Raw genomic sequence first — 15,061 nt, forward strand, 5'->3', positions numbered from 1 at the left:
CTTCAGGCGGCCTTTGCGCGCGGGACGATCTCGACGGTGTCGGGATCGCCGGCGCGGGCGGCCTTGGTGATGACGACGCGCTCGTCCCAGAGGTTGGCGGCGAGGAAGGCGGCCGACAGGGTCGGACCGGCCTCGACCAGCGCCTCCAGCGCGCCGCCTTCGGCCAGGTCGGCCAGCAGCGCGGGGATGTCGGCGTGGAGGGAGGGGTCGAGGCCGCGCTCGCGGGCGGCGGCCAGATAGGCGGCGGGCGTGCGGCCGCGGCGGTCGAGGATGGCCAGGCGGCGCGGCGCGCGGCGGGGATCGGCCACGCGGCGGACGGTCAGCAGCGGGGCGTCGGCCAGGATCGTGCCCGAGCCGGTGATCACCGCGTCGGCGCGGCGGCGCAGGGCGTGGGCGAGATCCAGCGAAGCCTCCGAGGTGAAGGTCCGCTCGCCCGGTGGCGGGATCATCGAACCATCGGCGGTGAAGGCCTGCTTGATGGTCAGCCACGGACGGCCTTGCGTGGCGCGCATGGCGAAGGGGGCGATCAGGCGGGCGCTCTCGGCAGCCAGGGGACCGACGACGAAGGCGACGTCCAGGCCGGCGGCGGACAGGCGCTGCGCCCCGCCGCCCTCGACGGCGGGGTTGGGATCGCGGGCGCCGATCCAGACGGCGCGCGCGGGACCGGCCAGGATCGCCTGGCTGCACGGCGGCGTGCGGCCATGGTGGTTGCAGGGCTCCAGGGTGACGACCAGGGTGTGGACCGCATCCCAGCGGTCGCGGCAGGCGGCCAGGGCGGCGGCCTCGGCGTGCGGCAGGCCAGCGCCCTGGTGAGCCTCCACCGCCAAAACGGAGCCGTCGGCGGCCAGCACGGCGCAGCCCACCGGCGGGTTGGGCGCGGTGGCGCCGGCCAGGGCGCGGGCGGCTTCAAGGGCCAGGCGGAAGGCCTGGGCGATGGCCGGTGGTGGAGGCGAAAGAGCCGTCATGCCAAGCAGTTAGGCCGTGCTTCTCACCCTCGCCAAGCGTTGGTCGCTTTTCGAAACTCTTACATGTTAGAGGCCATGGGAAATGACGGCGGCGCGTTTTGCGCCTACGAGCGTGAGCATGCGCGCGCAGCCATCGAGCCGGCCATGAAGGGCCCCCTGAACAGCGTCGAGCCCCATGGCGACTGGGCGCCGGGACTGCAGAAAGCCCGCCTCTACGAGCTGATCCTGCAGGACATCATCCTGGGCGAACTGCCGCCGATGCAGGTGCTGGAGGAAAAGGCCCTCGCCGCCCGCTACGCCGGCGGGGTGGCCGGGGTGCGAGAGGCGCTGGGGCGGCTGGCCATCGAGGGGCTGGTCGTGCGCCGGCCCCGCGTGGGCACCATCGTCGCGCCGATGGACGTCACCGAGATCGAGCACGCCTTCGAGGTGCGGCGGATGCTGGAGGGGCGCACGGCCGCACTGGCCGCCCGCAACCGCCGCCCGGCGGACCTGGTGGCCATCACCGCCGCCTTCGAGGGAGCGGAGGCGGCGATCAAGGCCGGCGACTTCCGGGCCATGCTGGCCATGGACCACGCCTTTCACCGGGCCGTGGCCTTCGCCGCCCAGAACCCCACCCTGGCCCGCTTCGTCATCGCCCTGCAGAACGTCGCGACGCGGTTCTGGATCTGGCAGATGGAGAAGCAGACGCCAGAGGAGCAGATGGCCGACGTGGTGCTGCACCGGGCCCTTGCTCAGGCCATCGTCGAGCGCGATCCAGCCGCCGCCGAAGCCATCTGCGCCCAGCTGATCGGCGAGCCGCCCAGCGCCCAACGCGCCTGACATCACCCATGATGGGCGAAAAATGGGCCGACCTCGGGTTGCGCATTGTTACGTTATAACATAGTTGACCTGCGATCGTTTTCAGATGGGGTCAGCGTTCCATGCAACTTCGAAGCATCCTTCTCGCCGCCGGCAGCCTTACCGCCCTCGCCGCTCCGACCTGGGCGCTGGCGGCGCAATCGGGACCGGGCGGGACCGACGTCGAGGGCGTGGTGGTGACCGCCGACCCGCTGGGCCGGTCGGGCAAGGACGTGATCTCCAGCGTCGCGGTGCTGACCGGCGAGGCGTTCGTGCAGCGTCGCCAAGCGACTTTGGGCGAGACGCTGAACGGCCTGCCGGGCGTCAATTCCGACACCTTCGGCGGCGGCGCCAGCCGGCCGGTGATCCGCGGCCAGACCGCGCCGCGGGTGAAGGTGCTGAGCGAAGGCGCGGCCCTGATGGACGCCTCGGAGGTGTCGCCCGACCACGCCGTTTCCGGCGAACCGCTGCTGCTTGAGGGCGTGGAGATCCTGCGCGGCCCCAGCGCCCTGCTCTACGGCGGCGGCGCGATCGGCGGCGCAGTCAACCTGATCGACCGCAAGATCCCGACGCAGATCCCGCCGCTGGGCGGCGACGGCGTGGCCGAAGTGCGCTTCGGCTCGGGCGACAACGAGCGGGCCGGCGTGCTGGGCCTGACGGCCGGCGTCGGTCAGTTCGCCGTGCGCATCGAGGCGGCCGGCCGCAAGACCGACGACTACGAGGTTCCCGATTTCGACAGCTCGACGGTTCCCGGCACGTTCAACCGCACATCGACGGCGACCCTTGGCCTGTCGTGGATCGGCTCGCGCGGCTATCTGGGCGCGGCCTACACCCAGCAGGACAGCAAGTACGGCCTGCCGGGCCACAGCCACGAGTACGAGTCGTGCCACCCGCACGGCGCGACCCTGCACTGCGGCGGCCATGACGACCATGAGGACGAGGACGACCACGATCACGACCATGAGGGCGAAGAGCACGGCGCGCCGGTCGTCGACCTGCTGAGCAAGCGCGTCGACGTGCGCGGCGAGATCAACGATCCGTTCGCCGGCGTCGAGCGCATCCGCCTGCGCGGCGGCTACACCGACTATCGTCACCACGAGATCGAGGACGGCGCGATCGCCACCACCTTCGGCAACAAGGGCTACGACGCCCGGGTCGAGGTGCAGCACGCGCCGATCGGCGGGGTGCGCGGCGTGGTCGGCGTGCAGGTGGGCAAGAGCGACTTCTCGGCCGTCGGCGAAGAAGCCTTCATTCCGGAAAGCCGGACGCAGACCCGGGCCGTGTTCGTGGTCGAGGAATACGTGGCCGGCGACTGGCGCTTCGAAGGCGCCCTGCGCCAGGAGTGGCAGGAAGCCAGCGCCCAGGGCCGCGTGGACGCCGACCACAAGCCGTTCTCGGCCTCGGCGGCGGCCAGCTGGACCTTCACGCCGGGTTATGTGGCCTCGCTGTCGGTGGCCCGCTCGCAGCGCGCGCCCAGCGCCCAGGAGCTCTATGCCCGCGGGGTGCACCTGGCGACCAACACCTATGAGATCGGTTCGGCCGACCTGGACGTCGAGACCGCCGCCTCGGCGGAACTGGCGCTGCGCAAGACGCAGGGCGCGACGACCTTCTCGGCCAGCGTCTATCGCTATGAGTACGACGGCTACATCTATGCCGACACGCTGGACCGCTACGAAGACTTCCGCCTGGTGCGCTACAGTCAGGACGACGCCCGTTTCACCGGTGTCGAGGGCCAGGTGACCCAGAAGCTGAAGCCCTGGCTGTCGGTGACCGCGTTCGGCGACTACGTGCGGGCCAGGCTGAAGGACGGCGGCGGCGACCTGCCGCGCGTTCCGGCCGGCCGGCTGGGCGCGCGCAGCGACCTGAAGGACGGCGCCTGGAGCGGCAATGTCGAGTACGTGCGGGTCTTCGACCAGGACCGCACGGCCGCCTTCGAAAGCCAGACGCCGGGCTACAACATGATCAACGCCACGGTGGCCTACGACCTGCCCATGGGTCCGGTGATCGGCCAGGTGTTCCTGCGCGGTACGAACCTCCTGGACGAGCGCGCGCTGAACCACGCCTCGTTCGTCGCCACCGCCGCCCCGCTGCGCGGGCGCAACGTGGTGATGGGTCTGCGGGCGCTGTTCTAGGACAGCGCCCGAAAGGCGGCGCCACGGCCCCCTCCCAGCGCCGCCCAGGCGCTCGTCATCCCGGCCCTCGCCCGGGATGACGAGCTAGGGGCCGTACTCAATTGGAAACTGGAAACGCTTGTCATCCCGGCCGTAGGAGCGCGTCAGCGGTCCGTAGAGCCGGGACCTCCCACGTCGGCGGGGTCTGGACGGTGGGAGATCCCGGCGCTCCCGCCCGCCTTCACGGGCGTACGGCCGGGATGACAAGAGTATAAGCCTTTGAGAATATCAACTATTTCAGCTCGCCCTTTCCCCACCTTCGCGGGGAAGGACGGATTGAACGGGCCGCGGATTACCGCACCAACCTAGTCCGCCTTGGCCACCACCCACGGCGTGATCCGCACGCTGTGCACGGCCCACATCGGCTCGATGGCCTTGCTGGCGAAGGTGAAGCAGATGTCGCCCTTGCCGCGCGGCGGTGCGTCGATGACGATCTCGGTCAGGGCCGAGTTCTTGGCGGCCTGCGTCAGCGGCACGGTGGCCAGGCGCGGACCCTTGCAGCCGAAGCGCACCTCAAGCTCGCCCTCGGGCCGCGAAGGCGGACGCACCGGCAGCGGCTCCAGCTTGTTGCCGAGCTGGAAGTTGTAGGGCAGCTGGCCGACGGTGACGGTCAGCTTGGCGCCGGCCGAGAGATCGGCGTCCTTCCAGATCCAGCACGGGTTGAGGATGTCGAGCAGGAAGGTCGCGCGTTCGCCCTTCTCGTTCGCGCCGTCATCCTCGAGGTTGAGGATCAGGCCCTCGGTGCAGCGCGTCAGCTGGTGCGAACGGCGCGTCAGGGCGGTGTCGGCCGTGACGTTCCAGGCCCGCACGCGGCCCAGCGGATGCTTGCCCTGGAAGGTGCGGGCCTTCAGTTGCGCGCCGGCCGAAAGCTTCAGCGGCCCGGCGTAGCGCGGCGAGGCCGCCGTCGGCTCCGAACCATCGGTGGTGTAGCGCACCTCGCCGACCTGCAGGCCGGTGTCGAGGCTGGCGCCGATCTCGCCGCCCTTGGGCCAGTCGAAGGCGGCCTGCGGTTCGAACGGCACGGCATCATAGGCCAGGCCCAGGTCCGACAGGCGGCCGAGCGTCGCCGGCAGGCGATCCTCGAAGCCCGCCCAGCCCTGCTTGTCGCGCGGGGTCCAGGCGTTTTCGGCCAGGGCCGCCAGACGCGGGAACAGCATGGTCACGGCCCGCTCGTCGGTGCGGATGTGCTCGCTGAACATCGTGGCCTGCATGCCCAGCACATGCTTGTGCTGCTCGGGCGTCAGCTCGGACGGCTCGGCATTGAAGGCGTAAACGCTCTTCAGCGTCGAGAGCTTGCCGCGGCCGGGCGGCTCGTCGGGCGAGGTGCTCTGGCGATGATCGAAATAGAGAACCGGCCCCGGCGCCAGCACGGTGTCGTGGCCCTGCTTGGCGGCCGCCACGGCGCCTTCCAGCCCGCGCCAGGACATGACGGTGGCGTTGGGCGCCAGGCCGCCTTCGAGGATCTCGTCCCAGCCGACCAGGCGACGGCCCTTGGCGTTGAGGTGCTTTTCGATGCGCTGGATGAAGTAGCTCTGCAGGGCGTGCTCGTCGGCCAGGCCCAGTTCCTTCATGCGGGCCTGGATCTTGGGGCTGGCCTCCCACTGGGCCTTCAGCGCCTCGTCGCCGCCGACGTGGATGTACTCCGACGGGAAGATCGCCATCACCTCGTCGAGCACGTCCTCCAGGAAGGCGAAGGTCGCATCGTCGACGTTGAAGATGTCGGGATAGACGCCCCAGTCGGCCATGACACGCTCGGCGGCCGGGCGCGTGCCCAGCTGCGGATAGCTGGAGATCGCCGCCTGGGCGTGGCCGGGCATCTCGATCTCGGGCACGACGACGATGTTGCGGGCGGCCGCGTAGGCGACGATCTCGCGCGCCTGGTCCTGGGTGTAGAAGCCGCCGTAGCGCACTTCCTCGCCGGAGGCCTTGTAGCCCGCCGCCCCGGCCGGACGCCGCCAGGCGCCGTGGTCGGTCAGGTTGGGGTACTTCTTGATCTCCAGCCGCCAGCCCTGGTCGTCGGTCAGGTGCCAGTGCAGCGTGTTGAGCTTGAGGCTGGCCATGCCGTCGATGATCCGCTTGATCGTCGGCAGGCTCTGGTAGTGGCGAGTGCTGTCGAGCATCAGGCCGCGCCAGGAGAAGCGCGGGGCGTCCTCGATGCTGACGGCCTGGACCCGGACCGGCGCGCCGGCCTTGTCCTGACCCGCCAGCTGCCACAGCGACACCGCGCCGTAGAACAGGCCGGCCTTGTCCTTGGCGCGGATCTGCGCGCGCTGGGACGAGACGTCCAGAGCGTAGGCCTCGCCTTCCGGACCGTCGCGCGACAGCACCACGCCGCCGGCGCCCGTGGGCGCGCCTTCCTTGATCGCCAGGCGCACGCCGCGCGTGGCCGCCAGGGTGTCGACCAGCCACTGGGCCGCGCCGCGGGCCTCGGCGTCGCCCGGCGCGATCCAGACGGCGTCGCCCGCGCGCAGGGCCAGCGCGCCCTTGGCCGGCGCGATCTTGGCCGGCGCCGGGGTGACGGCGAAGGCCTGGGCGGCCAGGGCCGGCGCGGGCAGCACGGCGGCGAGCGCGACGGCGGCCGCAATGGGTCGGAGGGTGAAAGGCATGGTCAGCTCCCAGCGGCCTCTTCTCAGAGACTCTTGATCGTTATGTTCGAGATGCGGGCGGCAAAGCCCTTGCCGGCCGGCGAGGCGGCCATGACGCCGAGGTCCACCGTCTGCGGCATCGGCAGGTGGCCAAGGCGGGTGTCGACGAAGGCGCCCTCCCCCACGGCGTGAGCGCAGAACAGGGTCTGGCCCGAGCGACGCAGCTTGACCCGCACGGCGGGTGCGTCGGGGATCTCGAGCGACGAGCCGTCCGACCAGTCGCGGGTGAAGACGGTGGCCGAGTGCAGATGTCCGCCCAGCCGCTCGACCCCGGTCTTCATCCAGAGGTCGGGCGCCAGGCGCAGCATCAGGCCGGTCTGGTCGGCGTCGGCGGCGTAGTCGCCGGCCAGGGCGGCGGTCATCTCGAAGTCGCCGGTCTGGCGACGGAACCAGAAGTGGCCGTTGTCGATCAGCGGACCTCCGGCCGTGCGGCGCCAGAAGTCGGTTCCGGGGCCGGCCTCGCAGGCCAGGGTCCCGTCCTTCCAGGCCCAGGTTCCCGGAGCGTTGAGCCATGACCAGCCGTCGGCGGCGCGGGCCAGGGCGGGCGTCGCCAGCATCGCGGCGGTTGCCCCGGCCAGGACGCTGCGGCGGTCGAAGGCGCGATCAGACGACAAGACTGAGCCCCAGCACGCAGATCAGCCCGACGATGCCGACCAGGCTCTCCATCACCGTCCAGGACAGCAGGGTCTCCTTCAGGGTCAGGCCGAAATACTCCTTGAACAGCCAGAAGCCCGGGTCGTTGACGTGAGAGAACATCAGGCTGCCGGCGCCGATGGCCAGGACCATCAGGTTAGGGTCGACGCCGGTGGTGGCCATCAGCGGCTGGATCAGGCCGGCGGCGGTGAGGCCCGCGATGGTGGCCGAGCCGAGGGCGACGCGGATCACGACGGCGATCAGCCAGCCCAGCACCAGCGGGTGCAGCGGCAGCGAGCCGAGCCAGCCGCCGAGGGTGGCGCTGACGCCGCTGTCGACGAAGACCTGCTTGAGCGCCCCCGCCCCGGCCAGGATCAGCAGGATCGAGGCCACGTCCTTCAGCGCGTCGCCGTAGCGCTGCATCTGCACGGGGATGCCGATCCCGCGCAGCACGCCCAGGCTGAAGGTGGCGTAGATCAGGCACAGCGTCAGCACGACGGCGGGATTGCCGAGGAAGCCGATCAGGTCGTGGGTCGGCGACGGGTTCTTGAAGGCGACCAGCAGCGCCGTGGTGGCGGCGATCAGCACCACGGGCAGCAGCGCGGTCGTGAAGCTGTTGATCGGTCCTGGGGCCTTGGCCTCGGCGGCCTCCTCGGCGGCGAAGGGCGAGTCCGCGGGCGGTCCGCCCAGCGGCAGCAGGTTGACGCGCTTCAGAACCAGGGTCAGCAGCGGGCCGCCCACCATCAGGGCGGCGATGGCGACGATCAGGCCGTAGCCGAGGGTCAGACCGGTGTCGGCGCCGAACAGGGTGACGAGGGCCGCGGGCGACGGGTGCGGCGGCAGGTAGCCGTGGGCCACCGAGAGGCCCGACAGCAGTGGCAGGCCGACATAGACCGGCGGCAGGTTGGCCCGCTTGGCGATCGAGAAGATCAGCGGGATCATGACCACGAAGCCGACGCTGTAGAACAGCGGGATGCCGACGATCAGGCCGGTCATGGCCATGGCCAGCAGGATGAAGCGCAGGCCCACCGCGCCGATCAGGGCGCGGGCGATGCTCTGGGCGGCGCCGCTGTCGGCGATGGCGCGGCCGAACATGGCGCCCAGGCAGATAATGGCGACAAGGCCGCCGAGCATGTCGCCGACGCCCTTCTCCAGGGACTTGGGGATCTGGGCCAGCGGCATGCCGAACAGCACAGCCCCGCCCAGCGCCACGACCAGGAAGGCCAGGAACGGCGGAACCTTGCCCCAGGCGATCAGCACGACCAGCAGCGCGATCAACGCGACAACGGCGAGCACCATCATGACGAGACCACCACCCTACTAGAGGCGGGCGACGTTTCGCTCCGCGGGCGCCAGGAAAGAGCGATTCCCCGGCGCCGTGGGGTTTTGTGGCGCCGGGGAATCTAAAGCCGGACAAGGCAGGGGATCCGCCTTGGGGCTGAGGCCCGGCCGCTTACCGGGGAGGGAGTGGCTTCGCGGCCGGTGATGGGCGCGCTCGCAGAAGCGCGCCCGAGGACAGCGGTCAGAACCGCAGGCGAACGCCCGCGCGGTACATCCGGCCGATGGTGTCGTAGAGGTAGGGGTTGACGCCCGGGCTGACGTTGGTGGTCGGCGCGGCGACGGGATCCTCGTCGAACATGTTGTCGATCTTGAAGTAGGCGGTGACGTTCTGGTTGACGTCGTAGGTGCCGCCGAGGTCGACGTAGGTCGCCCCCTCCATGTGGTTGTTGTCGATGGTGCGGCGCTGCACGGTCGAGACCGGGCAGTTGGTCTGACACTCGATGTATTCGTTGTTGTAGACGCCGTCGCTGATCCAGCGCTGGTAGAGGGTCAGGCTGAAGCGATCCAGCGCCCAGGTCTGGCTGAAGGTGGCCTTCCAGTCAGGGGTGTTGGACAGGTTCACGCCGGCGCTCTCGACCGGGATCGTGCCGAGCACGCCCGAGGTGGTCTTGAAGCTCATGACGTGGGTGGCCAGGGCCCGGATCGACAGCGTGCCCGGCAGGCCCCAGTCTTCCAGGTTCTTGCGGTAGATGGCCTCCAGGTCGACGCCCTTGGTGCGCATGGTGGCCACGTTGAAGGCCTGCACCCGCACGAAGTTGGTGTTGGGCTGGGTGCTGGTCAGCAGCATGGCCCCGCAGATCTCCTGGTTGCCGGCGACGCACAGGTCGACCAGGTCCTGGGCGGCCAGCGAGTTGATGGCGCCGTCGACCTTGATGTCGAAATAGTCGGCCGAGAAGCTGAAGCCCGGCAGCCAGGCCGGCTCGGCCAGGACGACGCCGATCTCGGTGTTGCGGGCCTTTTCGGGACGCAGGTTGCTGTTGCCGACGATCTCCTGGAGGACGTTCACCGCCGTGCCGCGATAGAGGACGGTGGCGTTGGTCACCACCGGCGGCGCGAACAGTTCGCCCAGGTTCGGAGCGCGGATGTCGCGCGAGGTCACCGCCCGCAGGCGCAGGCCCTGGACCGGGGTCTTCCAGACGCCGCCCAGCTTCCAGGTCGTGACGTTGCCCGAGGTGCTGTACTTGGTCTGGCGGACCGCGCCGTTGATGTTGGCCTCGCCGAGGGTCTCCGACTGCAGCACCGGCACGTTGGCTTCGAGGTAGCCTTCGGTGACGCTGTAGGAGCCGTGACCGCCGTGATAGTTGCCGGCGTACCAGTTGTTGCCCGCCGTGCGCAGCAGCGGATCGGCCTTGTAGTCGTCGGTGTAGCCGTTGTCGGCCGTCGCGCCGTCGCCGTAGGGGTCGCCGATGGTGCGGTACTTCTCTTCACGCCATTCCAGGCCGGCGGCGATGGCCACCGGGCCGGCCCACGACTGGAAGGGCTCGCCGGTGACGTTGAACGCGGCGACGGACTCGTTCTGCTTGGAGCGCTGGCGCGGCCCGTTCTTGGGCATCACATAGGCCAGGGCGGCCGGGTCCTGGGTCACGTTGCCGATGATGTTCAGCGGCACGCAGCCGTTGGCGCGGGCGACCGGGTCGCGGCAGATCACCGTGCCGTTCGGGCCGGCGATGGCGTCGATGGCGGCGTTGTAGCGCGGCGTCAGGGTGATGTTGTCGACGTCGATGCTGATGCGGTTAACGCCGTAGGCGTAGTAGGCGTCGTAGGTCCACGACGTGCCGAACAGCTCGCGGCTGCCGTTGGCGCCCAGCACGAAGCGTTCCTGCTCGCGCTTGACGTTGACGTCGATGGGACCGAAGGCGCCGTTGCTGGTGCCCATCTGGAAGCTGGTGATGTTGTTGTTCACGCAGGCCGTACGGATGGCGGCCGGCACGAACGGGTTCTCGCACTGGATGGTCAGGCCGGTGCGCTCGGCGCCGACATTGGGCTGGTTGAGCGAGTTCACCTGAGCGAAGTTGGTGGTCAGGTAGATCTCGTCGTCGTCGCCCCACTTGTAGCTGACGCGGCCGTAGGCGACTTTGCGCTTGAGGCGCGCGGCCAGGGTCGGCGAAGCGCCGATGCCGCCCGACAGGTCGCCGCCGACGCAGAACGGGGCGAAGCAGCCGGTGACGCCGCCGGCGCCGTTGGGCGTACCGCCCGAACCGTACTGAAACTGATAGGGCGCGCCGCCCGGACCGAACGCGATGCCCTGCAGCGGACCGTTCGTGATCAGGCCGTACTTGGCGTACTGGATCTGCTGGGCGCCCTTGATGACGCGGTACTGCGGCAGGCCGTCGGTGGTCGAGGCCAGCGGACGCACCTGGATGGCGGGGGTCTCGTACCAGTCGCGACCGCCGGCCTGCTGCTCGCCGAAGCCGCCGGCCAGGACGCCGGCCTCGCGGCTGTATTCGACGCTGCCGGTGACGCGCAGGCGATCATCGAGGAAGGCGTCGCCGAACGCGGCTTGGGCCACGAAGGTGTCGTTGTCGCGATACTTGCTCTCGCCGCCTTCCAGACGGGCCTTGAAGCCCTCGAAGGTCTTGTCGGTGACGAAGTTGACCACGCCGCCGATGGCGTCCGAGCCGTAGGAGGCCGAGGCGCCGCCGGTGACCACGTCGACCTGCTTGATCAGCAGTTGCGGGAACTGGCTGACGTCGGAGACGCCGTTGATGTTGGCCGGCGTGACACGCTGGCCGTCGAGCAGGGTCAGGGTGCGGATGGGGCCAAGGCCGCGCAGGCTGAACGAGCTCAGGCCCTGCATGCCGCTGCTGGTGCTGTTGACGAAGACCGTCTTGCCGGTGCTGCCCTGCAGGGCCGGCATCTGAACGATGGCCTGGAAGACGTTGGGCTGCGAGGCCTTTTCCAGGTCCTCGGCGGTGACGGTGGTGGTCGGCGTCGGCTGGGTGAAGCCGCGCGAGGCGATGCGCGAACCGGTGACGACGACTTCGGAGACCGTGGCGTCGGCCTCGGCGGCCTGGGTCTCGGCCTGGCCTACGGCGTGCGCGACAGCCCCCCAGGACAGCAGTGCAAGAGCCGAGACCGTGCCGGCATAGGTACGGCGATTCAATTTCAACAACTTCCAGCCCCCTTGCTCGAGGAGTGCGAGCCCGGGCGCACTGTTGGCGCTCGCTGAACCCGACTCCAGCTAAGTGTTATTACTTCCCCACTGACGCAGGGATGCTCTTTATGTTTTCGAATGCCGGACACTCATGCACGGATACTGTTGCGAACCGCGCCGACGCCTTCATTTCCCGCCCTGTTCAGGACGCAGGAAGGATTGTCACAGGCCCTATATAACGTCAATCACAAAACATTCATTTATGTAGCAATCATAAAACGATTGCCTAAGGAGCCACCCCTGAATCCAAAAATACCTTTTATTTTCAGCGCTCAGAGAGGCGCCCACAAATGCGGCGCCGATGAAAGATACGCTTTCCACGCGACGCGAGCAGCCCCATCCACACACGCGGAGCGCATGAGACCGCTATCAAGAGATGGATCAAATTCCGATCGCCGTCTTAGGCGATACGCCGCGGCCGCGAAGCATAGGACGACGAAGCCTCCAGAAGAGAGCCGCCCCTCGCCCGCCACTCACCCGCCACGCCGCCAACAGGCCGTCAGAGGATCAGTCGCCGATCGGCTGCTGCGGCGCGATTCCGTGCAGCCAGGCCACGCTGCCGCGCGCGCGGCGCAGCATCTGGTGGGCCCGCTCGCCGAGCGAGGCGGCCACCGCATAGGCCAGCCGGTCGATAACGAACAGCTGGGCGAAGCGCATGGGGTTGGGCTGAAACTCTTCGACGCCGGACGGCGACAGGCCCACATGCAGGCAGATGTCGGCGTCGCGCCCCAGCGGCGAATCCGCGTCGGTTATGGCGATGCAGACAGCCTTGTAGTGCTTGGCCAGCTCCATGCTTTCCTGCAGTTCGCGCGGACGGCCGGTGGACGACAGGAACAGCGCCACGTCGCCCGGCGACAGGATCGCGGCCGACATCCGCTGGGCGTAGCCGTCGGTGAACACCATGGCCGGCACGTCCAGCCGGAACAGGCGGTTGTGGATCTCGCTGGCCAGGGCGGCCGAGCTGCCGCCGATGCCGTAGATCACCACGCGCGCGGCCTTGGCGACGGCCAGGGCGGCGGCCTGCAAATCCTTTTCGTTCAAGGTCTCGCGCGTGCGCCCCAGGGCGTCGATGATGGTGTCAAACAGGCGATCGCCGACCGCGGCGTCAGCCCCCAGGGCGACATGCGGCTCGGGCCGCGCCGGCGCCGGACGGGCCGCGCGCTCACGCTGGTCGGTCACCGCCTGGGCGTGGGCCAGCTCCTGGATCAGGCGGAACTTCAGGTCCTTGAAGCCCTCGCAGCCGACAGTGCGGCAGAAACGCAGGACCGTCGGCTCGCTGACTCCCAGGTCGGTGGCGACCGACTTGACGCTGGCGCGGACGAACTCGTGCGGCGACTTCAGGATCAGCTTGGCGATCTTGAGATCCGACCGCGTCATCGCCTCCATCATCGCCTCGATGCGCGGAAGGATGTCACCGTCGTCGACGGCGCTTTCAGACTGACTCATCCCCCGATCCCTTCACCAGACAACGCTCGCCCGACGACAGATACCGACAACGATGTCGCGCCGCAATCAAGGCCGAGCCCTCACCAACATCAAGAATGATAGTTTTGCTACATTTTCGTTGACACGATTACATCCGACGTGGCTCCTGAAGGTCGGAACTCGACCTTGAGTCAGGAGAATTTCGTGTCCATCCAACGCATCGGCGCGGCCACCACGGGCACCGGCGGCAACGCCCTGCCCTTCTGCCAGGCCACGGTCGCCAACGGCTTCGTCTTCGTCTCGGGCCAGGTGCCGATGGACGAGAACGGCGTACTGGTCGACGGCGGCGTCGTGCCCCAGACCCACAAGGTCATCGAGAACATCGTCGGCATCCTGGCCAAGACCGGCTGCACCCTGAAGGATGTGGTCAAGGCCAATGTCTGGCTGGACGACGCCCGCGACTTCCACGCCTTCAACCGCGTCTACAACAGCTATTTCGGCGACGCCCTGCCCGCTCGCGCCTGCGTGCAGTCGCCGATGATGGTCGACTGCAAGGTCGAGATCGAGGTCATCGCCCTGGTTCCGCAGGCCTGACGCCGATGATGTCGCCCGCCGATCTCGACACGCTGGTCCTCGCGCCCGGAACCAAGGCCGTCCCGCTGGACGGCTCGGTGCGCACGCTGGGCGACCTGGCCGGTCGCGGCCTGTCGCTGCTCGGCGGCGACATCCCGATGCCGGCCGCGGTGCTGAAACGCCCCGCGATCGACAACAACCTGGCCGTCATGCAGGCCTATGTCGACGCGGCGGGCGCCAAGCTGGCCCCGCACGCCAAGACCACGATGTGCCCGCAACTGCTGGCGCGCCAGATCGACGGCGGCGCCTGGGGCCTGACGGCGGCGACCATGACCCAGCTGAAGCTGTGCCACCAGATCGGCGCCCCGCGCCTGATCCTGGCCAACCAGTTGGTCGGCCGCGCCGAGATCGAATGCCTTCGCGACCTGACGACCCAGGCGCCCGACCGGCCGGTCTACGTGCTGGTCGACGGCGAGGCCGGCGTGCGGGCGATCTCCGACATCTTCGCCGCCGCGCCCGAGGCGCCGCCCGCCCGACTGCTGATCGAACTGGGCATGGCCGACGGCCGCTGCGGCGTGCGTTCGGCCAGCGAGGGCCTGGCGCTGGGCCGGCTGGTTCATGCCCTCCCCGGCGTCGAACTGCACGGCGTCGAGGGCTATGAGGGCCTGGTCTTCAGCGACCACGCCGTGCGCGACGCCACCGAGGTGGACGCCTATCTCGACGGCCTGATCGGCCTGCACCACGCCCTGCGCGCCGAAAGCCTCTATGCGGTGGGCGAGGTGGTGCTGACCGCCGGCGGCTCGGCCTATTACGACCTCGTGGCCCGGGCCCTGGCCGGCGAGGCGCCGGGCGCGGAGATCGTGCTGCGCAGCGGCTGCTACGTCACCCACGACAGCGGCTTCTATCGCGAGCTGCTGAGCCGCATGGACGCCCGCGAAGCCGTCGGCGCCCCGCCGCGCCTGCGGCCGGCGCTGGAGGTCTGGACCCGGGTGATCTCGCGTCCGCAGCCGGACATGGCCATCGTCATGATGGGCAAGCGCGACGTCTCGTTCGACATCCACCTGCCGACGGCCCGCCGCTGGTTCCGTCTCGGCCTGCACGACGCCGCGCAGGCCGTCGACGGGATCGTCACCGCCAAGCTGGCCGACCAGCACGGCTTCCTCACGATCGCCCCCGACGCCGACCTGGCCGTCGGCGACCTGCTGGGCTTCGAGATCTCCCACCCCTGCACGACCTTCGACAAGTGGTCGGTGCTGCTGGAGGTCGACGAGGCCTACGGCGTGCTGGGCGGCCTGAAGACCTTTTTCTGAGTGACCC

Annotated in this window: 10 protein-coding genes; 4 read left to right on the forward strand and 6 right to left on the reverse strand. The window is 69.4% G+C overall.

The features are described 5' to 3' along the window. Positions 1 to 2 precede the first annotated feature (2 nt). Complete coding sequence (gene ribD / locus G5B46_RS04170; RefSeq protein WP_165256310.1) at positions 3 to 965, reverse strand: bifunctional diaminohydroxyphosphoribosylaminopyrimidine deaminase/5-amino-6-(5-phosphoribosylamino)uracil reductase RibD; 963 nt, start codon at positions 963 to 965, stop codon at positions 3 to 5. Between the two features lie 144 nt (positions 966 to 1,109). On the opposite strand from ribD, the gene G5B46_RS04175 reads away from it, so the two are divergent. Further along, entirely contained in the window at positions 1,110 to 1,784 is a 675-nt protein-coding gene (locus G5B46_RS04175; RefSeq protein WP_165256312.1) for a GntR family transcriptional regulator, read from the forward strand. A 101-nt stretch (positions 1,785 to 1,885) separates the two neighbouring features. Continuing rightward, positions 1,886 to 3,934 carry a TonB-dependent receptor gene (locus G5B46_RS04180; protein WP_165256314.1) on the forward strand — a complete coding sequence of 683 codons (2,049 nt, stop codon included), beginning with the start codon at positions 1,886 to 1,888 and terminating at the stop codon, positions 3,932 to 3,934. 344 nt (positions 3,935 to 4,278) lie between these two features. On the opposite strand, the gene G5B46_RS04185 is transcribed toward G5B46_RS04180, so the two are convergent. The 5 genes from G5B46_RS04185 to G5B46_RS04205 all read right to left on the reverse strand — a co-directional run bounded on the left by G5B46_RS04185 (position 4,279) and on the right by G5B46_RS04205 (position 13,192). Further along, positions 4,279 to 6,579: a family 20 glycosylhydrolase gene (locus G5B46_RS04185; protein WP_165256316.1), complete on the reverse strand. Its 2,301-nt coding sequence runs from the start codon at positions 6,577 to 6,579 to the stop codon at positions 4,279 to 4,281. 23 nt (positions 6,580 to 6,602) lie between these two features. Then, on the reverse strand, positions 6,603 to 7,232 hold the full coding sequence (locus tag G5B46_RS04190) for a DUF1349 domain-containing protein (protein ID WP_165256318.1): 630 nt from the start codon (positions 7,230 to 7,232) through the stop codon (positions 6,603 to 6,605). Next, positions 7,222 to 8,550, reverse strand: coding sequence for a gluconate:H+ symporter (locus G5B46_RS04195; RefSeq protein WP_165256320.1), 1,329 nt, complete (start codon positions 8,548 to 8,550; stop codon positions 7,222 to 7,224). The genes G5B46_RS04190 and G5B46_RS04195 overlap by 11 nt, the downstream gene beginning before the upstream one ends. Before the next feature lie 223 nt (positions 8,551 to 8,773). Next, entirely contained in the window at positions 8,774 to 11,695 is a 2,922-nt protein-coding gene (locus G5B46_RS04200; protein WP_240903299.1) for a TonB-dependent receptor, read from the reverse strand. 558 nt (positions 11,696 to 12,253) lie between these two features. Next, positions 12,254 to 13,192, reverse strand: a complete 939-nt coding sequence (locus G5B46_RS04205) for a MurR/RpiR family transcriptional regulator (protein WP_165256324.1) — start codon at positions 13,190 to 13,192, stop codon at positions 12,254 to 12,256. Between the two features lie 183 nt (positions 13,193 to 13,375). Between G5B46_RS04205 and G5B46_RS04210 the strand changes: the two genes are divergently transcribed. Beyond that, entirely contained in the window at positions 13,376 to 13,765 is a 390-nt protein-coding gene (locus G5B46_RS04210; protein WP_165256326.1) for a RidA family protein, read from the forward strand. 5 nt (positions 13,766 to 13,770) lie between these two features. Continuing rightward, on the forward strand, positions 13,771 to 15,054 hold the full coding sequence (locus tag G5B46_RS04215; RefSeq protein ID WP_165256328.1) for an amino acid deaminase: 1,284 nt from the start codon (positions 13,771 to 13,773) through the stop codon (positions 15,052 to 15,054). Positions 15,055 to 15,061: the final 7 nt, after the last annotated feature.

It is taken from the genome of Caulobacter sp. 602-2, assembly GCF_011043625.1.
Classification (GTDB): domain Bacteria; phylum Pseudomonadota; class Alphaproteobacteria; order Caulobacterales; family Caulobacteraceae; genus Caulobacter.

Coding starts and splice junctions, on each gene's coding strand:
- ribD (WP_165256310.1), bottom strand. CDS start 965: ATGACGGCTCTTTCGCCTCCACCACCGGCCATCGCCCAGGCCTTCCGC.
- G5B46_RS04175 (WP_165256312.1), top strand. CDS start 1,110: ATGAAGGGCCCCCTGAACAGCGTCGAGCCCCATGGCGACTGGGCGCCG.
- G5B46_RS04180 (WP_165256314.1), top strand. CDS start 1,886: ATGCAACTTCGAAGCATCCTTCTCGCCGCCGGCAGCCTTACCGCCCTC.
- G5B46_RS04185 (WP_165256316.1), bottom strand. CDS start 6,579: ATGCCTTTCACCCTCCGACCCATTGCGGCCGCCGTCGCGCTCGCCGCC.
- G5B46_RS04195 (WP_165256320.1), bottom strand. CDS start 8,550: ATGGTGCTCGCCGTTGTCGCGTTGATCGCGCTGCTGGTCGTGCTGATC.
- G5B46_RS04205 (WP_165256324.1), bottom strand. CDS start 13,192: ATGAGTCAGTCTGAAAGCGCCGTCGACGACGGTGACATCCTTCCGCGC.
- G5B46_RS04215 (WP_165256328.1), top strand. CDS start 13,771: ATGATGTCGCCCGCCGATCTCGACACGCTGGTCCTCGCGCCCGGAACC.